Origin of the sequence: Bradyrhizobium sp. CCBAU 11430 (assembly GCF_028128855.1) — a bacterium.
Classification (GTDB): domain Bacteria; phylum Pseudomonadota; class Alphaproteobacteria; order Rhizobiales; family Xanthobacteraceae; genus Bradyrhizobium; species Bradyrhizobium ottawaense.
Window position 1 is genome coordinate 24283 of record NZ_LBJV01000055.1, and the last position, 23572, is coordinate 47854.

At 64.9% G+C, this 23572-nt stretch carries 19 protein-coding genes; 10 read left to right on the plus strand and 9 right to left on the minus strand.

Translation table 11 applies throughout. From position 1 onward, the window contains the following. The first annotated feature begins 4 nt into the window (after positions 1–4). Positions 5–790: an enoyl-CoA hydratase/isomerase family protein gene (locus XI04_RS16305; protein WP_097668314.1), complete on the plus strand. Its 786-nt coding sequence runs from the start codon at positions 5–7 to the stop codon at positions 788–790. A 187-nt stretch (positions 791–977) separates the two neighbouring features. Here the strand turns inward: XI04_RS16305 and XI04_RS16310 are convergent, their stop codons facing one another. Then, complete coding sequence (locus tag XI04_RS16310; protein ID WP_097668313.1) at positions 978–1622, minus strand: glutathione S-transferase family protein; 645 nt, start codon at positions 1620–1622, stop codon at positions 978–980. A gap of 89 nt (positions 1623–1711) precedes the next feature. On the opposite strand from XI04_RS16310, the gene XI04_RS16315 reads away from it, so the two are divergent. Continuing rightward, the gene (locus XI04_RS16315) at positions 1712–2692 is read left to right on the plus strand and encodes a helix-turn-helix transcriptional regulator (protein WP_097668312.1); all 981 of its coding nucleotides are present in this window, start codon (positions 1712–1714) and stop codon (positions 2690–2692) included. A 138-nt stretch (positions 2693–2830) separates the two neighbouring features. Further along, the gene (locus XI04_RS16320) at positions 2831–3079 is read left to right on the plus strand and encodes a hypothetical protein (protein ID WP_028142163.1); all 249 of its coding nucleotides are present in this window, start codon (positions 2831–2833) and stop codon (positions 3077–3079) included. A gap of 56 nt (positions 3080–3135) precedes the next feature. On the opposite strand, the gene XI04_RS16325 is transcribed toward XI04_RS16320, so the two are convergent. From XI04_RS16325 to XI04_RS16335, 3 genes are all read right to left on the minus strand, one after another. Then, positions 3136–4083 (minus strand): fatty acid desaturase, encoded by a 948-nt coding sequence (locus XI04_RS16325; protein ID WP_028142164.1) that lies wholly within the window; start codon positions 4081–4083, stop codon positions 3136–3138. 2 nt (positions 4084–4085) lie between these two features. Then, positions 4086–5108 (minus strand): alpha/beta fold hydrolase, encoded by a 1023-nt coding sequence (locus XI04_RS16330; RefSeq protein WP_271609567.1) that lies wholly within the window; start codon positions 5106–5108, stop codon positions 4086–4088. Between the two features lie 156 nt (positions 5109–5264). Further along, positions 5265–6068, minus strand: a complete 804-nt coding sequence (locus XI04_RS16335; protein WP_212475118.1) for an MBL fold metallo-hydrolase — start codon at positions 6066–6068, stop codon at positions 5265–5267. A 152-nt stretch (positions 6069–6220) separates the two neighbouring features. On the opposite strand from XI04_RS16335, the gene XI04_RS16340 reads away from it, so the two are divergent. Continuing rightward, positions 6221–7423, plus strand: coding sequence for an MFS transporter (locus XI04_RS16340; RefSeq protein WP_271623728.1), 1203 nt, complete (start codon positions 6221–6223; stop codon positions 7421–7423). A gap of 130 nt (positions 7424–7553) precedes the next feature. Further along, on the plus strand, positions 7554–8567 hold the full coding sequence (locus tag XI04_RS16345; protein ID WP_249162408.1) for an AraC family transcriptional regulator: 1014 nt from the start codon (positions 7554–7556) through the stop codon (positions 8565–8567). Positions 8568–8604: 37 nt separating this feature from the next. Here XI04_RS16345 and XI04_RS16350 read toward each other — a convergent pair whose 3' ends face one another. Both XI04_RS16350 and XI04_RS16355 read right to left on the minus strand, forming a co-directional pair. Continuing rightward, complete coding sequence (locus XI04_RS16350) at positions 8605–10218, minus strand: acyl-CoA synthetase (protein WP_271609569.1); 1614 nt, start codon at positions 10216–10218, stop codon at positions 8605–8607. Between the two features lie 67 nt (positions 10219–10285). Further along, positions 10286–11053: a FadR/GntR family transcriptional regulator gene (locus tag XI04_RS16355; protein WP_049801960.1), complete on the minus strand. Its 768-nt coding sequence runs from the start codon at positions 11051–11053 to the stop codon at positions 10286–10288. Between the two features lie 165 nt (positions 11054–11218). Between XI04_RS16355 and XI04_RS16360 the strand changes: the two genes are divergently transcribed. The 4 genes from XI04_RS16360 to XI04_RS16375 all read left to right on the plus strand — a co-directional run bounded on the left by XI04_RS16360 (position 11219) and on the right by XI04_RS16375 (position 17614). Then, the gene (locus XI04_RS16360; protein WP_028142171.1) at positions 11219–12424 is read left to right on the plus strand and encodes an ABC transporter substrate-binding protein; all 1206 of its coding nucleotides are present in this window, start codon (positions 11219–11221) and stop codon (positions 12422–12424) included. A 239-nt stretch (positions 12425–12663) separates the two neighbouring features. Beyond that, positions 12664–13731, plus strand: a complete 1068-nt coding sequence (locus XI04_RS16365; RefSeq protein ID WP_152102342.1) for an HlyD family secretion protein — start codon at positions 12664–12666, stop codon at positions 13729–13731. Then, on the plus strand, positions 13728–16499 hold the full coding sequence (gene rbbA, locus XI04_RS16370) for a ribosome-associated ATPase/putative transporter RbbA (RefSeq protein ID WP_271609571.1): 2772 nt from the start codon (positions 13728–13730) through the stop codon (positions 16497–16499). Before XI04_RS16365 ends, rbbA begins: the two co-directional genes overlap by 4 nt. A 2-nt stretch (positions 16500–16501) precedes the next feature. After that, on the plus strand, positions 16502–17614 hold the full coding sequence (locus tag XI04_RS16375; protein ID WP_038950110.1) for an ABC transporter permease: 1113 nt from the start codon (positions 16502–16504) through the stop codon (positions 17612–17614). A gap of 8 nt (positions 17615–17622) precedes the next feature. On the opposite strand, the gene XI04_RS16380 is transcribed toward XI04_RS16375, so the two are convergent. The 3 genes from XI04_RS16380 to XI04_RS16390 form a co-directional block, all read right to left on the minus strand. Further along, positions 17623–18111, minus strand: a complete 489-nt coding sequence (locus XI04_RS16380) for a DUF2059 domain-containing protein (RefSeq protein WP_271609572.1) — start codon at positions 18109–18111, stop codon at positions 17623–17625. Positions 18112–18140: 29 nt separating this feature from the next. Then, positions 18141–19355, minus strand: a complete 1215-nt coding sequence (locus XI04_RS16385) for an OpgC domain-containing protein (RefSeq protein ID WP_271609573.1) — start codon at positions 19353–19355, stop codon at positions 18141–18143. Between the two features lie 318 nt (positions 19356–19673). Continuing rightward, positions 19674–22730, minus strand: coding sequence for an ATP-binding protein (locus XI04_RS16390; protein WP_271609574.1), 3057 nt, complete (start codon positions 22728–22730; stop codon positions 19674–19676). A 263-nt stretch (positions 22731–22993) separates the two neighbouring features. On the opposite strand from XI04_RS16390, the gene XI04_RS16395 reads away from it, so the two are divergent. Beyond that, on the plus strand, positions 22994–23485 hold the full coding sequence (locus tag XI04_RS16395; protein WP_152102338.1) for a hypothetical protein: 492 nt from the start codon (positions 22994–22996) through the stop codon (positions 23483–23485). Positions 23486–23572 lie beyond the last annotated feature (87 nt).

A 23572-nucleotide genomic window follows, 5' to 3' on the forward strand; every position in this document is an offset into this window, starting at 1 on the left:
AAGAATGTCGGACATCACCGACGCAGCCACCGGCCCCGTGCTCGAACGTGACGGCGCCCGCGCCACCATCCGCCTCAACCGGCCCAAACATCTCAACCGGCTGCAGGCCGAAGACCTCGACGACCTCGTCAGACTGTTCGACCTGATCGAGGCCGACCCAGCCATCCGCGTGCTGGTGCTGACCGGCACCGGACGCGCCTTCTCGGCCGGGTATGACCTCAATTCGGTCGCCGAGCGCGCCGTCAGCGCCAACGAGCAGCAGAGCGCGGGCTCTGCGTTCGAGGTAGTCGTCAACCGGCTGGAGGATCTGGGCGTGCCGACGATCTGCCGGCTCAACGGCGGCGTCTATGGCGGCTCGACCGACCTCGCGCTCGCCTGCGATTTCCGCATCTGCGTCGACACCGCCGAGATGTTCATGCCGGCGGCGCGGCTCGGGCTGCATTACTACAGGAGCGGCATCAAACGCTACGTCACCCGGCTCGGCGTCGACAATGCGAAGAAGCTGTTCCTGACGGCGCAGAAGATCAGCGCGCCGGAGATGCTGCGCATCGGCTATCTCACCGCGATGGTACCGGTGGAATTCCTCGACGAGGAGGTCGACAAGCTCGCCAACATCCTCGCCGGCAATGCCCCGCAGGCGATGCGCGGCATGAAGCGCGCGATCAACGAATTCGCCCGCGGCGAGCTCGATGACCGCGCCGCCGACCAGCGCCACCGCGACAGCATGCGCGGCGACGAGATCAAGGAAGGCATCAAGGCGTTCGCGGAGAAGAGAGCGCCGAGGTTTTGAAATTTCTCTCGCTGTCGTCCCGGACAAGCGCGCCCTAAGCGCGCCGATCCGGGACCCATAACCACAGGGAGTGGTTACCGCGCCGGGCTGCTAACTCCGAGTCTTCGCAAAACACCTTCCTGTGGTTATGGGTCCCGGGTCTGCGCTGACGCTTGCCCGGGACGACAGCGGAGAATGAGGCGCCTGCTCAGCCCCCAACCGCCTTCGCATGCAGCGCCGCCATCTCGTCGTCCGCCGCATTGATGCGCTGGAATGCAGGCCGCGCGGTCATGCGTTCGGCATAGCGGACGAACACGTCCTTCTTCGGTACGATGCCGAACATCATGGTCCAGCTGAACGCCACGCCCCACAGCACGTCGGCAGCCGTCATCCGCTCGCCGAGCAAATAGGGCCCTTTCGACAGCTGCGCTTCCAGCGCGCCGAGCATGGTGTCGTAGTCGGCATAGGGCGACTGCGTGATCGGCGCCGGCTCGCGCTGCATGAACTTGTCGATCAGCGCCGGCTCGAAGGATGAGCCGTAATAGGCGATCCAGCGCAGATAAGGACCGCGCAGCGGATCGTTCAGCGCGGGCGTCAGATCTGCCTGCGGGAAGAGATCGGCGAGATGGATGGTGATCGCGACCTGCTCGGTCACCAGGGCATCGCCGTGGCGGATCGCCGGGACCTTGCCGAGCGGATTGATGGCGAGATAGGCGGGCTGACGCTGCTCGCCGGCCTTCATGTTGAGGACGTGCAGATCGTAGGGCGCGCCCAGCTCCTCCAGCAGCACCCGCGTGCCGGTGGCGCGGCTTTGCGGCGAGTAATACAGCGTGATGCGGTTCGGATCGGTCATGGCAGGTCTCCATCGGGCCAGCGGGCGGTGGGGGCAGCTTGTAGCGGGCCATACCTGACATCCTGTGTCAGGTATGGTTTAAGCAATCCATGCGCGCGAGCCGAATGTTGTCGATCCTCACCACCCTCCAGGCCAGGGGGCAAGTCACCGCGCCCGAACTCGCGGAGGCCTGCGAGGTCTCGGTCCGCACGATCTATCGCGACATCGACGCGCTCGCCGCGTCCGGCGTTCCGGTTTACGCCGACCGTGGCGCGGAGGGCGGCTATCGGCTGCTCGACGGCTATCGCGTGCGGCTGAACGGCCTGTCGCAGAGCGAGGCCGAGACGCTGTTCCTGGCGGGCTTGCCGGGCCCGGCGGCGGCGCTCGGGCTGGATGCGGCAATGATCGCCGCGCAGAACAAGCTGATGGCGGCGCTGCCCGTCCATCTGCGCCAGGACGCCAGCCGGATGCAGGAACGCTTTCATCTGGACGCGCCGGGCTGGTTCGGCGAGGCCGAAGAGCCGAAGCATCTGCGCACGATTGCCGGCGCGGTGCTGCGCGGGACACTGATCAAGATCCGCTACCAGAGCTGGCGCGCGGAGAAACAGCGTCGCCTCGCGCCGCTCGGCCTCGTGCTGAAGGGCGGGAGCTGGTATTTCGCCGGCCAGGTCGACGCCAGCGTGCGCACCTATCGCGTCGCGCGCGTGCTCGACTGCACGGCGCTCGACGAAGGCTTCGATCGTCCCGCCGATTTCGATCTCGCCGCCTATTGGCAGGCCGCGACGCTGCGTCTCGAGGCCGAGATGCATCCCAATGTCGCGATCGTCCGGTTGTCGCCGTTCGGCGTCAAGCTGCTCGACGCGCTGAGCCAGCCGTACATCAAGGCGCGCACGCAGCTCGAGGAGACCGCTGATGTGGACGGCTGGCGCATTGCGCGCGTGCCTGCTGGCAAGACGTCCTGGCACGCCGCGGCCGAATTGTTGCGGCTCGGCCCCGAGGCCGAGGTGCTGGAGCCCGCCGACCTCCGCGACAAGATGGCGGAACTGACGCAGGCGATGGCCGCGCGCTATCGCGCGGCGCGGAAAACATGAGGCCGGCATCTTTCGCCGCAGCCCACGAAACATTCCTGAAACACGATTCTCCTCCTCCCGGGTGAACGCATTCGCGTCTCGGCCCGACCGAGATGCAGGGACACAACAACGGCCTTAGCGCCACACTGGAGAATGAAGATGTTTCGTAAGCTTGCTCTCGGCCTGATCGCCGCCGGTTCGCTCGGCGTTGCCGCTCTCGCGCCCACCGCCGCCTCGGCTGGCGGTTTCCACCATCACCATTGGGGTCATGGCTGGGGTCCGGGCTGGGGCTTCGGCGGCGTCTACGTCAACACCGGCGTCAGCAACTGCTACCAGGAGCGCCTCGTTCGGACCCGCCATGGCATGCGCGTCCGCGTCGTGAATGTCTGCGCGTACGGAATCTACTGATATCTCGCCTTCCAAACAAAGCTCCGGTCGCGCTGCGGCCGGAGTTTTGCGTTTGGTTAACGGCTCCTCAGATTCCGGCGAAACCAGACCCAGGTTTCGCGCGTCGTCTGGATGTAGCCGCGGCCGCGATAAACGATCTCACCGTCGACGATCTCGTTCAGCTTCGGCAGCGCGTGAAACGGTATCGAGGGATAGGCGTGGTGCTCGACATGGTAGGGCATGTTCCACGCGAACCATTTGACCACCGCAGCGGTGTAGGTGGTGCGGGTGTTCTGAAAAGCACTGCGAGTGCGCTCGCAGCCGGTATGCTCGGCATAGAGATAGGGCCGCAGGAACAACTGCCCGATAACAAGCGGGACGAGCCAGACCCAGAGCAGCAGCGCTGACGAGAACCACAGCGAGAGCGCGAGCAGCAGGACATAGACCGCGACATAGATACGCGCCTCTCTCACGATGACGGCGCGCTTGTTTTCGGGGATCCAGGGCACGGTGACCCTTCCGGTGACCGCATGGCCGAGCATCAGCCGGAGACGGCCGGCGACCTGGAGCAGGCCGCTATAGGCGAGCGCGAGCTGCGTGTCGGATGTCGGTTTCACCCCGACGATCAACTCCGGGTCCTTGTCCGGATCCTGGGTGTAGCGGTGATGGTCCCAATGAAACAGGCAGTAATATTCGTAAGGCAATCCGATGAGGAAGGCCGAGAGATAGCCGACGACGAGGTTGAGGCTGCGGCTCCTGAACGCAGTCTTGTGCGCGGTCTCGTGCACCGCCATGAACAGGAAGGCGACGACATAGCCCTGCACCGCCATCAGCGGCAGCGCCCAGAGCACGCCCCAGGTCGACGAAACCTTCCAGATCAGCGTGCCCACCAGCACGATCACGCCATAATGGCCGAGGCTCTGCGCTGCGCCTCTGACATCGGAGCGGGCCGACAATTCGCGCAGCATGGCGGGCGTTAGCGGCTTCAGGCGATGGCCGGACTCTGAAACGGCTGTGTCGGTCATGATCATTTGCCTGCCTGCTTGCCAAGTAGGTCCGCGATTTCGGCCTTGATGAAGGCCTGGTCGCGCGGATTGCCAACGGGATTGCCGGCGCGATGGCCATGCAGCGACGGGATCGGATGCAGCACCGCGGATTTCGCGTTGACCAGTCGGCCGAGCTCGTCCTCGTTGTCGCGGACATCGAAATAACGGTCGGTCGCGCCCGGCATCAGCAGCATGTGCGCCTTGATCGCCGCCAGCGCCCGATCGAAATCGCCAGCGAAGCTCGCATAGCGGCTGATGTCGCCGTTCTGCCAGATGCCGATCTGTGCCAGCAGATCATTGGCGTCGCGCCGGGCAAACGTCGCGTCCCAGACGCGGACGAGGTAATCTTCCAGCGAGGTGAAGCCGGCCTCGCGCCAGAGCTCATCGCGGTAGAAGCCGTGCGACATCGCCCAGCCGGCATAGACCCGCCCCATGGCACGATAGCCGGCGACCGGTTTCTCGGCGAAGCGGCCGTCGCGGAAGGCGGGATCGGCGGTCAGCGCGGCCTTCACGCTTTCAAGGAAAACGTAATTGTAGGGCGCGCAGCGGGCACTGCCGCAGACGACGGCTGCGCGCTCGACCATGTCGGGGTGCAGCGCCGCCCAGTGATAGGCCTGCATGCCGCCCATCGACCACCCATAGACCAGGGCCAGCTTTGAAATGCCGAAGCGCTCGGCGAGCAGCCGGTGCTGGACCGCAATCGCATCGTGATAGGTCACCGCGGGGAACGGCGCTGCGGTATTCGACGGCGAGGACGACAGGCCGTTGCCGAACAGGTTCGGGATGACGATGAAGTAGCGCGTGGGATCGAGCACGCCGTCCGGGCCGATCAGCCACTCGGTGTCAAAATGCTGCGCGCTGAACGAGGTCGGATAGAGGATGACGTTGTCCTTTGCAGCGCTCAGCGTGCCGTAGGTCTTGTAGGCAAGCTTCAGCGAAGGGAAAACGCTCCCGGACTGGAGGACAACGTCGCCAGCCTCGAATATCTCGTAATGCGCCGTCATGAACCGAACTCCGCTTACGCAGCCGCAGAGCGCCGCAGCTTCCACGATGCATCGATCATGCCGGGCTCGCAGCTGCGTCATTGCAGCAGATTTTGTAACTGTACTTATAGTACAGTTATTCGAGACCGGCAAGATAAATCAGATCCGCTCGCCGGCTCAGGCGATGGCGGCGATGTAGCGCTCCACCGACGCCGCGAAGGCGGCCTTGGCGCCGCTGGCGATGTTGCGGCCCCACCAGGCGCCATAGATGCGATCGAAGGCGAGCGGCTCGACGGCGGCCGCAATCCGCCGCACCGCAGCTGCATTGAGCGGCATGTAGTTGGGATAGGAATACATGAAGCTGACGAAGCGGCGGTCCATCGTCACCTGGGCGATGTCGCCGGTGAGCAGCGCGCCGCTGCCCTCGGCACCGCGTTGCCAATGCAGCATGGTGGCGCCGGCGAAATGACCGCCGGTGCGTAGCAGCAGCACATCGTCTGAGATGCGGTGGCTCTCGCCGGTCCAGTGCACGATCGAGGGATGCGGCCGCGTGACGAAAGCGCGATCGTCGGCATGCAGATAGACCGGCACGCCGCCAAAGGTATCGCTCCAGTCTGCGACCGCGCCGTAGTAATGCGGATGCGAGATCGCGATCGCCTTCAGCCCGCCGAGCGCCGCCACGTACTGGATGGCTTCATCGGTCGCGAGCGGAATGCAATCCCACATCACGCAGCCGTCGCCCTGAGGCACCAGCAGCGCGCGCTGTCCGATCGCGAAGCTCGGCTCCAGACCGATCCCGGTGAGGCCGAGATCGTCGCGTCCCACCAGTCGATGGCCCCGCGCGAGCTCCTCGCGCGTGAGAAAGGTCTGCCCTTTCCAGTTCACGAACTGCCGTTCATCCTCGCAGATCACGCAGGAGGCGGGCGGATTTTCGACGTTCGGGAATTGCGCGCCGCAGGTTTCGCAGGTCCAGAGAAGCATGACCAGAACTCCGTGGGAAGATCGCAGGATGACATTGCGACCGCGCTTTCGGCAAGATCGGAACCAACGCGCCCAGCGCTCGTTACGTTCAGGTCCACGCCGGAAGGATGGTCAAGAGGATCGCGACACACGAAGAGCATGTTTAGGTATCGATGACATCGCGGCCTCCCTCCTCGTCCCGTATCTGGCCTCTGTTCGCGCTCAACCTCTTCATGGCCGACATGCAGTCGGGCATTGGGCCGTTCGTCGGGGTCTTCCTCCAGGAGCGCGGCTGGGCGACCGGGTTGATCGGCACCGCGATGACGATCGGCAATGTCGCGGGCATGCTGGTCACGACCCCGATCGGCGGCTTCATCGATTCCAGCCGCAACAAACGGCTATGGGTCGTCATTCCCGGCATCTGCGTCGTTCTCGCCTCCGCCATCATCCTGATCTCGCAGAACTTCTGGGCGGTGACGTTCTCGCAAGTGGCGCAATCGCTGGCGAGCGCCGCCATCGTGCCGGCGGTAACAGGCATCACGCTCGGCATCGCCAAGCAGAAGGGGTTCAACGCGCTCAACGGCCGTAATCAGGCCTTCAACCACGCCGGCAACATGGTCGGCGCGGCATTGTCCGGCTATCTCGGCTACAGGTTCGGCTATGTCGCCGTGTTCGTGCTGGCGGCCGTGTTCGGCGCCATCGCGATCGCCTGCGTGATGATGATCCCCGCCAAAGCGATCGACGACCGTGCCGCACGCGGCAGCAAGGAAGACGACTCCAAGGCTCCGCCGGATGCGATGACGATGCTGCTCAAGCACAAGGCTCTGCTCGTGCTGGCACTCGCGCTCGCGGTCTTCCACCTCGGCAATGCCGCCATTGTACCGCTCTACGGGCTTGCGGCCGTGGCCGAGGGACAGGCCAACGGCCCGAGCTTCGTCGCGACCACCGTGGTGATCGCGCAAGGCGTCATGATCGTGACCTCGCTGATCGCGATGAAGGCCGCGAGCAAGCGCAACTATTGGCCGGTGATCCTGGTGTCCTTCATGTTCCTGCCCGTCCGCGGCGTGCTGGCCTTCTTCGTGACGGGATGGTGGGGCGTCATACCGATGCAGGTGCTCGACGGTATCGGCACCGGCCTGCAGACGGTCGCCGTTCCCGGCATGGTGGCGCGCGCGCTGAACGGCAGCGGCCGCATCAATCTCGGCCAGGGCGCCGTGATTACGGTGCAGGGCATCGGCGCCAGCCTCAGTCCCGCGCTCGGCGGCTGGATCGCGCAATGGATCGGCTACGGGCCGACCTTCCTGCTGCTGGGCGGCTTCGGCCTCGCCTCAATGGTGCTGTGGCTGGCATTCGGGGCGGCAGTGAAGAAATTCTGAGGCTCGCCGCCACTCGAACGCCACGGCGCAAAGTGCTTTTGCAGTCCACGCACATGAGGACTGCGGCACCTGGTCGCGGTCTCTGGGCGCCGTTGCGAGTGGCTTATCACGCAATCCGCCGCTTTTGCCGTTGCGGCGCACCGGCCTGACGATACAACCTGCCGTAAACCGTCAACACCTGCGCTTCCGATCGATGATCCAGCCACAACTCTCATTCGATGGCGACCCGAATGGCCCGGCCTATGAAAGATGGCGCGAGCAGTTTTGCCGTCAGGTGGCCAACGTCGATTTCGTGCCGGTCGGAGAAGGGCGCGTTCACCGAACCATTGCGCCGGCGATTCTTCCCCGCATCAGGCTCTCGGCCTCGTTCGGCTCGCCGATGTCTTTCGTGTCGTTGGGGACCAACGACGAATTGGTGATTACGATGTCGCCCAATTCGGCGCTCAGCGGGGCCATGGGAAAACGCCCGCTGGAGATCGCCGCGGGCGACGTTACGATCGGCGATCCCTCGATCAAGGGCGCGCACATCACTCAGACAGGGTTTGGCAATTTCCAGACTGCGCTGTTGCCGCGCAAGGCGCTGCTGCGCGCGTGCCCGAATGCAGAGGATTTGATTGCACGCTCAATCCCCGGCGCCAATCCGATCACATCGATGTTCCTGCGCTATTATGATCTCGCGCATGAGTATGCCGACAAGCTCGGCCCCGCGGAGCTGGACGCGGTCTCGCAGCACCTGTTCGACCTTTCGGTGCTGATGATCGGAGCGCGCGGCGATGTCGCCGAGCAGGCTCGAATGCGAGGCCTGGCGGCAGCGCGTCTCGAAACCCTCAAGTCCGACATCCTGGCGCAGCTTGACAGCCCCGCGCTGTCGCTCACCGTCCTTTCAGCCGCGCACCGGATCAGCCCGCGCACGATCCAGCTATTGTTCGAACAGGCCGGCATCACCTATAGCGGCTTCGTGCTGGAGCAGCGCCTGCTGCGTGCCGAACGCCTGCTGCGAAATCCCGCCATGCGCATGCGCAAGATCATCGAAATCGCGCATCTCGCGGGCTTTCACGACGTATCCTACTTCCATCGCGCATTCCGCCGCCGCTTCGGACAGACGCCCGACGACGTCAGGAAGCTGGCCGGCGACGCCGGCTAGCGAACTCGATCACGACGCAGGCAAAGGCCGCCCGGCCTTACGCGCCAAAATTCTTCTGGATCGCCTTGTCGAGCGTCTCGCCGCCGACGAAGCGCTGGCGCAGCTCGCGCTTGAGCAGCTTGCCGCTCGGATTCTTCGGCAAGGCATCCACGAAGATGACGCGCTTGGGCACCTTGAAATGCGCCATCTGGCCGGCGCAGTGCTTGATGACGGCGTCCTCGTCCAGCTTTTCGCCGCTCTTGACCACGACGATGGCGGTGACCGCCTCGATCCAGCGCGGATCGGGCAGGCCGACGACGGCGACCTCGGAAACCGCCGGGATACGATATACCATCTCCTCGACCTCGCGGCTGGCAACGTTCTCCCCGCCGGTCTTGATCATGTCCTTGACGCGATCGACCACGGTGATGTGGCCCTCTTCGTCGACGGTGGCGAGATCGCCGGAGTGAAACCAGCCGCCGGTGAATGCTGCCGCAGTCTTCACGGGATCGTTGTAATAGCCGGACAATAGATGCGGCGAGCGGTGCACGATCTCGCCGACCTCGCCGACTTCAACGTCTTCCATTGACGTGTTGACGACGCGCGTCTCGACATTGAGCACCGGCTTGCCTGCCGAGCCTGCCTTGCGCAGCTGGTCCTCCGGCCGCAGCACGGTCGCGAGCGGCGCGATCTCGGTCTGGCCGTAGAAGTTCCAGAATTTTACGGCGGGCAAGCGGCGCTGCAGCTCGAGCAGAACTTCCACCGGCATGATCGAGGCGCCGTAATAGCCCTTCTGCAGGGACGACAGGTCGGACTTGTCGAAATTCGGCGAGCGCAGCATCGCGATCCAGATCGTCGGCGGCGCGAAGAACGAAGTGATCTTGTGGGCCTGGATCAGCGCCAGGATGTTGTCGGCGGTCGGCTTGCCCGTGATCACCCCGGAGGCGCCGAGATACACTTGCGGCCCCAGAAAGACGTCGAGCTGGGCGCAGTGATAGAGCGGCAGCGCGTGCAGGAACTTGTCGTCCACGCTCATGCCGCCATCGATGATGCAGCTGACATACTGCCACATCACCGCTTCATGGGTCAGCATCGCACCCTTGGGCAGCGATTCGGTGCCTGAGGTGTAGACGATCTGCGCGAGATCGCGGCTGTCGACCGAGGCTTCCAGGAACGAGCCGTCGGAATGAAGTAGATCGTCGAAGGTGGTGAGGCCCGCCGGCGCCGACGCGGGATCCTCGCCCGGCAGCCAGATCATCTTCTCGACGGCGCAATCCCTGGCGCTGGCCGCGCGCGCGGGCTCGACGAAGTCCGGTCCCGCCGCGAGCAACTTTGCGCCGGAGCTTTTCAGGATGAAACTGATCTCGTCCGGATTGAGCATGAAGTTGATCGGCACCAGCACCGCGCCGATCCGCGCCACCGCGAAGCGCAGCGCGGCGAAGGCGTGCGAATTGCGCGACAGCACCGCGAGGCGATCGCCCTTCCTCACGCCGAGCCCGAGCAGACCGCGGCCGAGCCGGTTGCAGATCGCATCCATCTCGGCAAAGGTCCAGCTCACATCACCGCAGCTCACCGCAAGCTTGTTCGGCTCACGGCCCGCCGAGCGGCGCAGGAGATCGCCGATGGAATGTTCGCGCGCTTTCGAGATGGTAACTGCGGTGTCGCCGGTCATGTGTCCCTCCGTGTGATGTCTTGATTTGTTGAATTTCTTAACTGAAAATCTTGCGTCTTGTTTCGCGCTACCGGCGCCGGGCCGCCTGCGCGTGCTCCATGTACATGTGTTCGACCGAGCGATCGAGCGAAGCAATCTTCTCGAAGCCGCGGCGCCAGTCCTGCAAATGCCGGCGAGTCCAGAGCACGCCGGCCTCGCGGTCGCGGTCGCGGATCGCGTCAATGAGATGGCGGTGCGCCGCGACGAGACGCGGGCCGCCTTCGGCGACACCGGTCACGATCATCTCGGTGGTCGGATAGAACAATTGCGCCGCGGGCTCGCGCGCGAGCTGGAGCACGCGGTTTTGCGAGGCTTTTGCGACCAGCACGTGGAATTCGGCATCGCATTCGGCCAGCCGCGCGGGATCGCCGACCACGGCCTCGCTGCGCGCGAGATTGCCGGCGAGCTCGGCGAGATTCTCCTCGCTCGCACGCTCCACCGCGCCCTCGATGCTGGCCACCTCCAGCGTCATCGAGGCCTCATAGAGCTCGCGGAACGTTACCTCGTGCAGGACCAGCGCGCGGCTGAGACGGCTTGCGAGTTTGCTGTAGCGCGGCAGGCAGGCGTGCAGGCGGCGCGAGGAATCGCGCCGGATCAGCCCGCCCTCCTCCAGCACACGGATGCCCTCGCGGATGGTCGAGCGATTGACGCCGAACTGGCGGACCAGATCGTGCTCGGTGCCGATGGGATCGCCGGGCTTGATGCGGCCATTGACGATCTCGCGCTCGATGGCGTCGGCCACCTTCTGATAGGCCGGCGCGACATCAATCGGTCGGAACAGCGGCGCGACAGGCAAATCGGCCTCCAATGGTGATTGTCGGACAAAGTATAAGCGTCGCTGCGGGATGCGTCAAACTGCGCCATTCCTGCGACAGAGGCAACAAATTGACTCTGCCGGAACCGAGTTCTAACTTTGTCGGACAAAGGGACAGAATAGTCCCGCTCAAGAGGAAACGTATCCATGAGATCTATCGCAGCACTCGTGTCTGCGGCCGGCTTGCTGTCGGCTGCCCTGATCACCCCCGCCTCGGCCCAGCAGGCGCCGCTCAAGATCGGCGTGCTCTCCGACTTCTCCTCCGTCTATTCCGACATTGGCGGCATGGGGAATGTCGAGGCGACCAAAATGGCGATCGAGGATTTCGGCGGGCAGATGTTCGGCAAGCCGATCGACATGGTCTCGGCCGACGTGCTCAACAAGCCCGACGTCGCCTCGACCATCGCCCGCAAATGGTGGGAGACCGAGGGCGTCGACATGATCATCGACCTGCCGACGTCGGCGACCGCGCTTGCGGTGATGGAGCTGTCGAAGCAGTACGAGAAGATCATGATCGTGACGGATGCGGCCAGCTCCGACATCACGGGAAAATCCTGCTCGCCCTACACCGCGCACTGGACCTACGACACCTATGCCAACGCGCACACCGTCGGCAGCGCCATCGTCAAGAACGGTGGCGACACCTGGTTCTTCCTCACCGCCGATTACGTGTTCGGCCATTCGGTCGAGCGCGACACCGGCGATGTCGTGAAGGCCGCGGGCGGCAAGGTGCTCGGCAGCGTCAAGCATCCGCTCAATACGGCCGACTTCTCCTCGTTCCTGCTTCAGGCCCAGGCCTCCAAGGCCAAGATCATCGGCCTCGCCAACGGCGGCGGCGACACCATCAACGCGATCAAGCAGGCTGGCGAGTTCGGCATCGTCGCCGGCGGCCAAAACCTGGCCGCGATCGTGATGTTCATCTCCGACGTGCACAGCCTCGGCTTGAAGCTCGCGCAAGGCCTGATCATCACGGAGGCCTATTACTGGGATCTCAACGACAAGACCCGCGCCTTCGGCAAGCGCTTCCTCGAGCGAGTCAAGCGCATGCCGACGATGAACCAGGCCGCCACCTACAGCGCGACGCTGCATTACCTCAAGGCCGTGCAGGCCGCCGGCACCAGGGACACCAAGACGGTGATGGCGAAGATGCGCGAGCTGCCGGTGCGCGACGCCTTCACCGACAACGGCGTGCTGCGCGAGGACGGCCGCATGGTGCACAGCATGTACCTGTTCCAGGTGAAGAAGCCCGAGGAATCCAAAGGGCCGTGGGATTACTACAAGCTGCTCGCCGAGGTGCCCGCCGACCAGGCGTTTCGGCCGCTGAAGGATGGCGGCTGCCCGCTGGTGAAATAGGGCGGCCCGGATCGAGCCGATAGCAATCCGTTCAGCAATCCTCGCTCGTCCGCTTGCAATCACGGCGGACGAGCGAGGACGCAGAGCCCAAATTTGAGGCAGATACGCCTCGCGCCTCCGTCTGATCTGCATCAAGTTGCGATGCAAAATTCGCTGCAATGTTGAGCCTGCCTTTCCGCACCATCAGCGGCCGGGTTCGTGTCTCAACAGTGGGCGCCGCCTCACGGCGTTTTGATCAAATGAACTTCACTCCGGGTCGCGTCATCGCCGCGATCGCCGTCCTCTTTGCTGGCGGCGGCTATTACTATTGGCAGCACCGCGATACCAACACGCTGCCTGCAGGCTTCGCCCGCGGCAACGGCCGCATCGAGGCAGTCGAGATCGACATCGCGACCAAGACGCCCGGCCGGATTCGCGAGATCCTGGTCAACGAGGGCGACTTCGTGCGCGCGGGCCAGATTCTGGCGCGCATGGACACCGAGCAATTGCAGGCCCAGCGCCGCCAGGCCGAAGCACAGCTGCAGCGCGCGTCCATCAACGTCGAGACCGCCAAGAGCCTGGTGAACCAGCGCGAAGCCGAACGCAAGGCCGCCGAGGCCGTGGTCGACCAGCGCATCGCGCAGCTCGACAGCACCAGCCGCAAGCTCGATCGTTCCGAACAATTGATCAGAACCAGTGCGGTATCGCAGCAGGTGCTGGACGACGACCGCTCTGCCAACGCCACGGCCAAGGCGGCGCTTGCCGCGTCCCACGCTCAGGTCGCGGCATCCGAGGCCGCGATCAACTCCTCCCGCGCCATGGTGATCGACGCGGGCGCTTCGGTCGACGCCGCGAAGGCCGCGATCGAAAGCATCATTGCCGACCTCAATGACAGCGTGCTGAAGGCGCCGCGCGACGGCCGCGTGCAGTATCGCGTGTCGCAGCCCGGCGAGGTGCTCGCCGCCGGCGGCCGCGTCCTCAACATGGTCGATCTCGGCGACGTCTACATGACGTTCTTCCTGCCGACGGCCGAGGCTGGCCGCGTCGCGATGGGCGCCGAGGTTCGCCTCGTGCTCGACGCCATCCCGCAATATGTGATCCCCGCCAAGGCCACCTTCGTCGCCGACGTCGCGCAATTCACGCCCAAGACCGTCGAGACCGAGGAGGAGCGTCAGAAGCTGATGTTCCGCATCAAGGCACATATCGCGCCCGAGCTGCTGCGCCAGCACATCGAGCATGTGAAGACCGGCCTGCCCGGCATGGCCTATGTGCAGCTCGATCCGGCCGCACAATGGCCCGACAATCTCAAGATCAAGCTGACGAGATGAGCGCGACTGCCACAGCCGATGCATCGGCTGCCGCCGGCAGCGTGGTGCATCTGGAAGGCGTGGGCCTGAGCTATGGCAAGGCCCGGGCGCTCGATGCCATCACGCTCGACCTGCCGTCCGGCTGCATGGTCGGACTGATCGGCCCCGACGGCGTCGGCAAATCGAGCCTGCTGTCGCTGATCGCCGGAGCCCGCGCGATCCAGGACGGACGCATCCACGTGCTCGGCGGCGATATGGCAAGCTCGCGCCATCGCCGCAACGTGTGCCCCGACATCGCCTATATGCCGCAGGGGCTCGGCAAGAATCTGTATCCGACACTGTCGGTGTTCGAGAACATCGACTTCTTCGGCCGTCTGTTCGGACACGACAAGGCCGAGCGGCACAGGCGGATCGCCGGCCTGCTGCGCGACACCGGGCTCACGCCCTTCGCCGACCGGCCGGCGGCAAAACTCTCCGGCGGCATGAAGCAGAAGGTCGGCCTGTGCTGCGCCCTGATCCACGATCCCGAACTCTTGATCCTGGACGAGCCGACCACCGGCGTTGATCCGCTGTCGCGCCGCCAGTTCTGGGAATTGATCACCTCGATCCGCGATAGCCGGCCCGGCATGAGCGTGATCGTCTCGACCGCCTACATGGAAGAGGCCGCGCAGTTCGACTTCCTGATCGCGATGAATGCCGGCCGCGTGCTGGCGACCGGAACGCCTACCGAGCTCAAGCGGCAGACCGGCGCGGATACGCTCGATGACGCCTTCATTCGCCTTTTGCCCGACGCGGATCGCAGCAACTACACCAATGTCGTCATCCCGCCGCGCGCCGAGGACCATGACGAGATCGCGATCGAGGCCGACCACCTGACCCGACGGTTCACCGGCTTCGTGGCCGTCGACGACGTCAGCTTCCGCATCAGGAAGGGTGAGATCTTCGGCTTCCTCGGCTCGAACGGGTGCGGCAAGACCACGACCATGAAGATGCTCACGGGCCTCCTGCCGGTGAGCGAAGGCACCGCGCGGCTGTTCGGCAAGACCATCGATGCCGGCGACATGTCGGTGCGGCGGCGCATCGGCTACATGTCGCAGGGCTTCTCGCTCTATTCGGAGCTCACGGTCGCGCAAAATCTCGATCTGCATGCGCGGCTGTTCGAGCTGCCGGCGGAGACCATCGCCCCGCGCATCAGCGAGATGATCAGCCGGTTCGACCTCGCCGACGTTACCGAGGCCCTGCCCGATGCGTTGCCGCTCGGGCTGCGGCAGCGATTGTCGCTGGCGGTCGCCATGATCCATGCGCCCGACATCCTCATCCTCGACGAGCCGACCTCCGGCGTGGATCCGGTCGCCCGCGACCGCTTCTGGCAGATCCTCGCCGAGCTCTCCCGCAAGGACAACGTCACCATCTTCGTCTCGACCCATTTCATGAACGAGGCCGAGCGCTGCGACCGGGTCTCGCTGATGCATGCGGGCAAGGTGCTGACGTCGGACACACCCGCGGCGATCGTGGCCGCACGCGGCACCGCGACGCTGGAGCAGGCCTTCATCGCCTGCCTGGAAGAGGCGATCGCGGATAAGGCGGAGCCGGCCGGCCAGCCTGCGATCGCATCGCCCCTACCGGCCGCGACAGCGCAGCCGCCACGCAAGCGCGGCGCGACGTTCAATCCGACCCGCATGCTCGCCTATTCCCGGCGCGAGGCACTCGAACTGCGGCGCGATCCGATCCGCGCCACGCTCGCAATCCTCGGCAGCGTGCTGCTGCTGTTCGTGCTCGGCTATGGCATCAGCATGGACGTCGAGAACCTGACTTTCGCCGTGCTCGACCGCGACGACAGCGCGATCAGCCGCGATTACAGCCTCCAGATCGCGGGCTCGCGCTACTTTACCGAAAAATCCCCCATCACCGACTATGCCGATCTCGACCGTCGCATGCGCGCCGGCGAGATCGGGCTTGCCATCGAGCTGCCGCCGGGCTTCGGTCGTGACGTCAGCCGCGGCCGCCATGTCGAGATCGGCGCCTGGGTCGACGGCGCCAATCCGACGCGGGCCGAAACGCTGCGCTCCTACGCCCAGGCGATCCACGCCACCTGGCTCGCGCAAAAGGGCCGCGAGCTCTATGGCGAGGCGGCGATCGCCGGCGCCTATCAGCTCCAGCTGCGCTACCGCTACAATCCCGATGTCATCAGCGTCGTCGCCATGGCGCCGGGCATCATTCCGCTGCTGCTGATCATGATTCCGGCCGTGCTCGCCGCGCTCGCGGTCGTGCGCGAGAAGGAGCTCGGCTCGATCGTCAATTTCTACGTGACGCCGGTGACGCGGCTGGAATTCCTGCTCGGCACGCAGCTGCCCTATGTCGTGCTGGCGTTCGGAAATTTCCTCCTTCTCGTCGGCTTTGCCCTCGTCGTCTTCCGTGTCCCCTTCACCGGGAGCTTTCCGACCTACGCGCTCGCCGCGCTGCTCTACGTCACGGCGACGACCGGCATGGGGCTGGTGATCTCGGCCTTCATGAGCAGCCAGATCGCGGCCCTGTTCGGCACCGTTCTGGTCACGCTGATTCCGGCCATCCAGTATTCCGGGCTGATCGATCCGGTTTCCTCGCTGCAGGGACTTGGTGCCCTGGTCGGGCGGCTCTATCCCACCACCTATTTCGTCACGATCTCGCGCGGCACCTTCTCCAAGGGCCTGGCGTTCGACACCCTCCACAACGATCTGCTGGCGCTCGCGATCATGGTCCCCGTCCTGGTGATTGCCGGCGCGATGCTTCTGAAGAAACAGGCCCGCTGACCATGCGCTTCGACAATTTGTTTCAGCTCGGCATCAAGGAATTGCGCGGCCTCGTGCGTGACCCCATGCTGCTCGTGCTCATCGTCTATTCCTTCACGCTGGCGGTCTATGCCGGCGCGAAGGCGCTGCCGGAAACGCTGAACCGCGCCGCGATCGCGGTCGTTGACGAAGACCATTCGCCGATCTCGACCCGCATCGAGATGGCATTCACGGCGCCCTACTTCTCCGTACCGCGCATGATCTCGCAATACGACATGGACCGGCGGATGGATGCCGGCCTCGATACCTTCGCGCTCGACATCCCGCCTGACTTCCAGCGCGACCTGCTGGCGCGCAAATCGCCCACGATACAGCTCAACGTCGATGCGACCCGCATCTCACAGGCGTTCAACGGCGGCGGCTATATCGAGCAGATCGTCAGCGCGGAAGTCGCGGAGTTCCTGGCGCACACGCGCAATGCCCAGACCGCGCCGATCGAGCTGACGCTGCGGGCGCGATTCAATCCGGAGCTGAAGAAATCCTGGTTCGGCGCCATCGACCACGTGATCACCTCGATTACGATGCTCTCGATCATCCTGACCGGCGCGGCGCTGATCCGCGAGCGTGAGCACGGCACCATCGAGCATCTGCTGGTGATGCCGGTCACGCCATTGGAGATCATGGTGAGCAAGGTCTGGTCGATGGGCGCCGTGGTGCTGGTCGCCTCCGCGCTGTCGATCGCCTTCGTCGTCAAGGGCTGGCTGGAGGTGACGATCGACGGCTCGCTGGCGCTGTTCCTCGTCGGCGCCGCGCTGCAGCTGTTTGCCACCACCAGCATGGGCATCTTTCTCGCCACCGTCGCCGGCTCGATGCCGCAGTTCGGGCTGCTGCTGATCATGATCCTGCTGCCGCTGCAGACCCTGTCGGGCAGCATGACACCGCGCGAGAGCATGCCGCAATTCGTCCAGGACATCATGCTCGCGGCGCCCAACACGCATTTCGTGATGCTCGCCCAGGCGATCCTGTTCCGCGGCGCGGGCCTGGAGGCCGTGTGGCCGCAGCTGGTCGCGCTCGCCGTGATCGGCAGCGTCTTCTTCGTGATCGCACTGCGGCGCTTCCGCGCGTTCCTGGCTTAGCCCGCGGCTCAGAGCTTGTGGCCTTTCTGGCGCAGCGCCTCGATCAGGCGCTGCTTCAATTCGTCGGCGGCCTTCTGGCTGACATCCTGGCCGATCTGCGCACTCGCCTGCGCCAGCGCATCCGACTTCTCCAAGAACTTCTTCCCGGCCGGCTGGGCATAGAACGCCTCGATCTGGCGCAGCTCGTCCACGCTGAAGCTTTGGGCATAGAACGCCGCGATCTGCTCGACCATGGACGCAACGAACGGAGCATAGATCTCGGAGCTGGGTGCCGTCACCGCATCGTAGTCGCGCTCGATCTCCGGCCTGTCCTGCGCGACCACGGGCCGGAGCTTGAGCAGGAGCTGCGGCAGCAATGCGCGGTACTGATCGGCGATCTTCAAGGTGACGACGAGCTTGCGCGCCGCGCTCATCGCCTCCGGCGACGGCGCCTGCGCCGATGCACCGCAGACGAGAAACAGGAGAGCGCCGGCGATCGTCAACAAACGTTTGGACATTGGGCTCTCCAGGACATGCGGACGATGCTTCAGCGGCTCGCGGGAGCCGCGCCGGCGGTCGCGGCCTGCGCGCTCTCGACCATCTCCGGCTCCTCGACCTCCGTCACCTTCACGAACAGGTTCGGCACACGCTCGGCGCGGTCGAGCAGCCAGGCCGCGCCGACCATGATGACGATGCCGACGATGGAGACGGCGAGCTGCTCCCAGATGCCCCTGGTGTACTGCGTCAGGATCCAGTGCGCCGAGAACGACAGGAACACGCCGAGGCAGAAGATCGGCAGCGAATGCTGGCCGCAGAGGATCACGGGGCGCAGCCAGGCCCCATGCAGCGCCCGCCATTTGCGCGAGAGGAAGTGGGTGACCCAGATTGCCAATGCCAGGAAATGCGTGAAGCGCAGCATGTCGAGATCGGTCTTGTCGATCGGGTAGATCGCCTTGATCATCCATTTCGGGATCAGCGCCTCAAGCGCTGGGACGTGCCAGGTCATCACGATCAGCAGCGCGAACACCAGCCAGGCCGCGGCCAGACCCATCGCCGCCCTCGACCACACCCATCTGGCGACCTTGTCGATCTGCCCGACGCCGCACCAGGCCGCAAACACGAACATCAATTGCCAGCAGAACGGGTTGAAGTACCAGGTCGTGCCGGGCGGGTAGGAAGCGACGTTCCAGTTGAACCAGCGCGACAGCATATAGAGCACGACCGAGGCGGCGAGCGTCAGGTTGGGCCGGCGCACCAGGCACCAGACGATGAAGGGCGAGGCGAGCACCAGCGTGATGTAGAGCGGCAGCACGTCGAGATTGACCGGTTTGTATTTCAGCACGATCGCCTGCCCGATCAGCTCGTCCGGATGCGCCAGGAAGTTGAACACGTTGAACTCGTGCTGGTACATCGGATTGTCGAAGCGGCGCGCGGTGCGGGCGATCTGCGCGGTGAACAGCAGAAACAGCATGATGTGCGCGACATACAGCTCGGCCGCACGCCGCCACAGCCGCTTCATCGCGGCGAGAAACCAGCCGCCGGCGACGATCGGGCCGTAGATCCAGCCGACCAGATAGCCGGAGATGAAGACGAAGAACTCGGCGGCGTCGCTGAAGCCGTAATTGCGCAGCGTCAGCCAGGCCACGACGTCGTGCGGGATGTGGTCGAGGAAGATCATCCACAGGCCGATGCCGCGGAAGAGATCGAGCCTGAGGTCGCGCTCGACCGGCGCCAACAACGCTGACTGGTCCCGTGTGATCATGGCCCCGCCTCATCCGGTAGGCGTCGCGCCATGGCGGCGCCGGCAAAATGCGATGCTAAGAAATCGAGATCAAAAGTCACCTGGCCCTGCGGCTAGTCACCGACGGTAGCCCACCTTGGCGTCGGTGCAAGGGGCTTCGTCACTGCGGTGAGCGGGGCTGCCTCTCGCAGCCGCCTGGAGGCGGCGCCCGATCAATTATGCGAAAACAACCCCATGCACAGTAGCTAACCCCTTGTGCTACCTACAAGATTCATTCGGCATTTTGGGCCGACGGTTCGGTCCCGCGGCGACAAGGTGCAGACCCGGCGGGACGCGGCGTCAGATGAGCTCGCTGCCCTGGGCGAGCACCTCGGTCAGCATCGCCTCGGCCTTGCGCTGGAGCGGCAGCGCGCCGCTTTCGGAGGCGATCGCGATGGCCGCGCGCAGCGCGGTAAGGATGGCCGCCCTGCTCTCCGTACTGGAGATGGGCGTCACAACGGCTTCGCCGAACAGGGCCTCGGCCTCGAGGCCCGAAAACCCCTGCTGGCGGGCGGTGTTGCGCGCCTCGCGCAGCATGTTCTGCGCAGCCCTGACATCGCCGAGGCGGCAGGTCGCGAGCGCAAGGTAGATCGAGCTGCGCAGCACCGCCGAGGTGTAGCCGACCGCCTTGGCCTCCTCGCGCGCCTCGGTCAGCATGCCGCGCGCCCGGTCGAACAGGCCCTGCTCCAGATAGGCCATGCCGAGGTGGCAGGCGAGCACCGGCACGAACAGGCGGATGCCGTGCTTCTGCGCCAGGACAAACCCGTCTTCGAGAATGGCGGCAGCCGCCGCCGGGTCGCCTCGACCGAGCATCAGCCAGCCGCCGCTATAGGCGGCGGCGACACGGTCGTAGGGGCGGCCGGTCTCCTCCGCGATCGCCGCGGCCTGTTGCTGGAGCTGCTCGGCGGCGTCGAGCTCACCCATGACGGTGTGGGTGATGCCGTTCATCATGCAGCAGAGGAGGAGCAAGGATCGTGGAGTCGTGCCGATCGGGGCACTCGATGCCGAGCCCACGAGACCGGCACGTGCCGCGGCCAGCATCTTCTCGGCGCTTTGATAGCGGCCGCAGAGAAAATAGGCCTGCCCAAGACCATATTGCGCGAGATTACGCCAGCCGGGATTGCCTGAGCTTTCCGCCAGACGCACGACCTCTTCCCCGATCGCGACAGCTTCGACCGGCGTTCCGTAGAAGTTCTGCGCGCCCGCTCTCACGGTCATGGCCGCGATCTTGCGCCCGATGTCGTCGATTGCATCGGCGCGCCGTTCGGCTTCGCGTCCCAGATCCAGGGCTTCGGCGACGCGCCCCGATCCGGCAAAGGCCAAGCGCGCCTCCATCCGGAGATCGATGGCGTCCGCTTCTCGCGCTTGCGTCACCGGGGTCTTGTCGAGAGACCCCATTGCGATCTCGAAATAGTCGACCGCGTCGGCATAGGCTGAGCGCACCAGACATTTTCGAGCGGCGCTTCTGCCATGGTGAAACGCCTTCTGCCAATCCTTCGCCCTCGTCGCGTGATAGCAGAGCGCGTCCGGCCCGTCGTTCGATGCCTCGTCGTCCTCGAGCGCTGCGAGGATGCTGGCATGGATGCTCTCGCGCACCTTTTCGACCATGGAATCGTAGGTCACCTGCCGGACCATCTCGTGCCGAAATTCGAGCGAGTCCTCCAACTCGCTATCGATCCTGACGAGCAGTTCGGCCCGGTCGAGCGCGGTGAGGCAATCCTGCAGCACGCCTTCCGGCAAGGCCGCGATCTTCCGGAGCAGGGCCTGGTTTGTCCGGGGACCAAACGCCGCGGCGATCTGCAGGAGCGATCGTTCCTGTCGTGACACGCGATCGAGCCGCGCCGCGATCACACCTTGGATGCTGGTGGGAATGCCGAGCTCTTCCACGGGACGCGCAAGAGACAGGTCGCCCCATTGACCGAGGAGCATGCCGCTATCCTTCAGACTGCGGCAGACTTCCTCGATGAACAGCGGAACGTTGGCGGTATGGGAGATGATCCGGTTCTTCAGATCCGCGTTGGTGGTGGCGGGGCCGAGCATTTCGGCGAGCATGGCCAAGCCCGAATCGTCGTCGAGGGGCCGCATGGCCACGATCTCTGCGTGACAGCGCGCAATCCACACCGGCATCCCGTTGGGCCGCGTGGTCAGCAGCACGAGCAAATCGGGACATTGCAGCGCGGAGAGCGTGGCCATGACCGTATCGCTGGCCCGATCGATCCAGTGCAGGTCCTCGATCAGAAGGATCGTGCGCTGACGACGGGCGATGCTCTCGACGATCGCGCAGCTAGCATCTGAAATCGCGCGCCCGCGCGCGTGCGGCTCCAGTTCGTCCCATTGCGGATCGGAGATCGGCAGGTCCAGGACCGCGTCGATGGCCCGCTGCTGCACGGCCGGCAACGCGCCTCTGGGATCATCCGCCCTGGCCTGATCCCTTGCGGCCGACTCGAAGATCGACAGCAACAATCGCTTGAGGGCGCTGTACGGCGCGCCCTGGAGATTCGGACTGCACTCGGCATCGATCAGCCGCCAGCCGCTGGCGCGAAGGTCCTGCGCGAACTCGTGCGCAAGCCGCGACTTTCCGATGCCGGCGTCACCCATGAGCAGAACGGTCTGGCGGCTGGCGCTGACCCTTTCGGCCGCACGCCACAGCAAGGCCCGCTCCGTCGTGCGGTCGACAAATCGGGAAACACTGCGCGCACGCCGGACCCGCCAGCTCGAAAGATCGCTCGCGCCCATGACCCGGTACACAGGCATCGGCTCGCCGAAACCGCGGAGCGTCTTGCGGCCCAGGAATTCGAAGCGGACGTGTCCATCCGCGAGCTTTTGACAGGCCTCAGAGACGTAGACCTGGTTCGCCTCGGCCGCCGCTTCCAGCCGCGCGGCCAGATGCTGGGCCGCCCCGCCGATCTCATAGACCTTGGAGAATTCGCTGGCGACCATGTAGGCGACCACATGGCCCGAGTGGAGCCCGACCCGGACCTGAAGACCGGGATCGCCCAGGCTGCCAACACGCCGGACGAGCTCGATGGCCGCGTGGCAAGCGAGCGGCGCGTGGTTGTCGTCGGCGATCGGGGCACCGAACACGGCGGCCAGCCCGTCTCCCAGCTCCTTGCTGACAATGCCACCGAACTGGCGCACCGCGCCTCTCATCGCCGCGAGAGCCGGCTCGAGGCGCGACACCGCGGCCTCCGGCTCCAGCTCGGCGACAAGTCCTGTGGAATCGACGACGTCGGCGCGCAAAATGGTCACGAACCGCCGTTCGCTGTCGGGCTCAACGCGCTCGCGGACCGCCGCTCCGCATTTGGAGCACCAGCTATCGCCCGGACCGATCGCCGACTGACACGCGAAGCAATGCATTCCAGCGCCTTCAAACGACTGCCTCAGCAGTCTTCGCTACCCGCGCCCGCGAGACGTTGGGCTTACATTACCAATAGGGGACTGCATGGCAATTAGGCTTGCGGGATACGCGACCTTACCGGATGGTAGCTCGCTGGACGAAGTACAGTCGTGGGTGGTAGCGTGCCTGCACACAACAAATTGTGTGATCGGCCGCCGCATCGCGCGTATTTGCGGCCACACGCTACGGTTTTTGACAAACAGACATATCGAGGAAAGAGGCGATGGCCGGACTGGTATATAGCGGCAAGGCATTTCGAGACTTGATGAACGCCAATTACTATCCCCTGGCGAACATGAAGAAGAGCGTCGCCAAGCTCAAGGCATCCGACGACATCGACCTGCCGACCCTGGAATACGGCCAGTACCATTTGATCTTGAACCCGCCGTCGAGGTGGCCGCAGGGCAGCGCCAAGTACTGGCACAAGGAGAAGGGCCGCGCCCGCGTCGACCTCAGCACCCAGCCAAACACGGTCCCGCTCTCCAAGGACGAGCCCGGCGTCATCCCGCTGACACGATGTGACCTGCTCGATGCCTGTGTGCGGAAATGCTTCAATTCCGAGCCGCCGATCCCGATGAAGACGAAGATCATCACCCACGCGGCAAGCGATGCCTATGCCCACCGACACGAGATCCGGTTGGAGTGGGAATACAAGAAAGGCTCGGACAAGCCGACGCTGCTGAACCTGACGATGGTCTGTCCGTACAGATCTTGAACATGACCCGAGCTCGCAGAAGCGGATGCTAGCAATGCTAGGCGTCCGCTTCGAGGCGCTGGCAGCGAGGCCTCGGTCTGCGCGCTA

Coding starts and splice junctions, on each gene's coding strand:
- XI04_RS16335 (WP_212475118.1), bottom strand. CDS start 6,068: ATGCTTCTCTGGACCTGCGAAACCTGCGGCGCGCAATTCCCGAACGTC.
- XI04_RS16340 (WP_271623728.1), top strand. CDS start 6,221: ATGACATCGCGGCCTCCCTCCTCGTCCCGTATCTGGCCTCTGTTCGCG.
- XI04_RS16310 (WP_097668313.1), bottom strand. CDS start 1,622: ATGACCGATCCGAACCGCATCACGCTGTATTACTCGCCGCAAAGCCGC.
- XI04_RS16350 (WP_271609569.1), bottom strand. CDS start 10,218: ATGACCGGCGACACCGCAGTTACCATCTCGAAAGCGCGCGAACATTCC.
- XI04_RS16330 (WP_271609567.1), bottom strand. CDS start 5,108: ATGACGGCGCATTACGAGATATTCGAGGCTGGCGACGTTGTCCTCCAG.
- XI04_RS16385 (WP_271609573.1), bottom strand. CDS start 19,355: ATGATCACACGGGACCAGTCAGCGTTGTTGGCGCCGGTCGAGCGCGAC.
- XI04_RS16325 (WP_028142164.1), bottom strand. CDS start 4,083: ATGACCGACACAGCCGTTTCAGAGTCCGGCCATCGCCTGAAGCCGCTA.
- XI04_RS16360 (WP_028142171.1), top strand. CDS start 11,219: ATGAGATCTATCGCAGCACTCGTGTCTGCGGCCGGCTTGCTGTCGGCT.
- XI04_RS16320 (WP_028142163.1), top strand. CDS start 2,831: ATGTTTCGTAAGCTTGCTCTCGGCCTGATCGCCGCCGGTTCGCTCGGC.
- XI04_RS16365 (WP_152102342.1), top strand. CDS start 12,664: ATGAACTTCACTCCGGGTCGCGTCATCGCCGCGATCGCCGTCCTCTTT.
- XI04_RS16395 (WP_152102338.1), top strand. CDS start 22,994: ATGGCCGGACTGGTATATAGCGGCAAGGCATTTCGAGACTTGATGAAC.
- XI04_RS16380 (WP_271609572.1), bottom strand. CDS start 18,111: ATGTCCAAACGTTTGTTGACGATCGCCGGCGCTCTCCTGTTTCTCGTC.
- XI04_RS16305 (WP_097668314.1), top strand. CDS start 5: ATGTCGGACATCACCGACGCAGCCACCGGCCCCGTGCTCGAACGTGAC.
- XI04_RS16390 (WP_271609574.1), bottom strand. CDS start 22,730: ATGCATTGCTTCGCGTGTCAGTCGGCGATCGGTCCGGGCGATAGCTGG.
- rbbA (WP_271609571.1), top strand. CDS start 13,728: ATGAGCGCGACTGCCACAGCCGATGCATCGGCTGCCGCCGGCAGCGTG.
- XI04_RS16315 (WP_097668312.1), top strand. CDS start 1,712: ATGCGCGCGAGCCGAATGTTGTCGATCCTCACCACCCTCCAGGCCAGG.
- XI04_RS16375 (WP_038950110.1), top strand. CDS start 16,502: ATGCGCTTCGACAATTTGTTTCAGCTCGGCATCAAGGAATTGCGCGGC.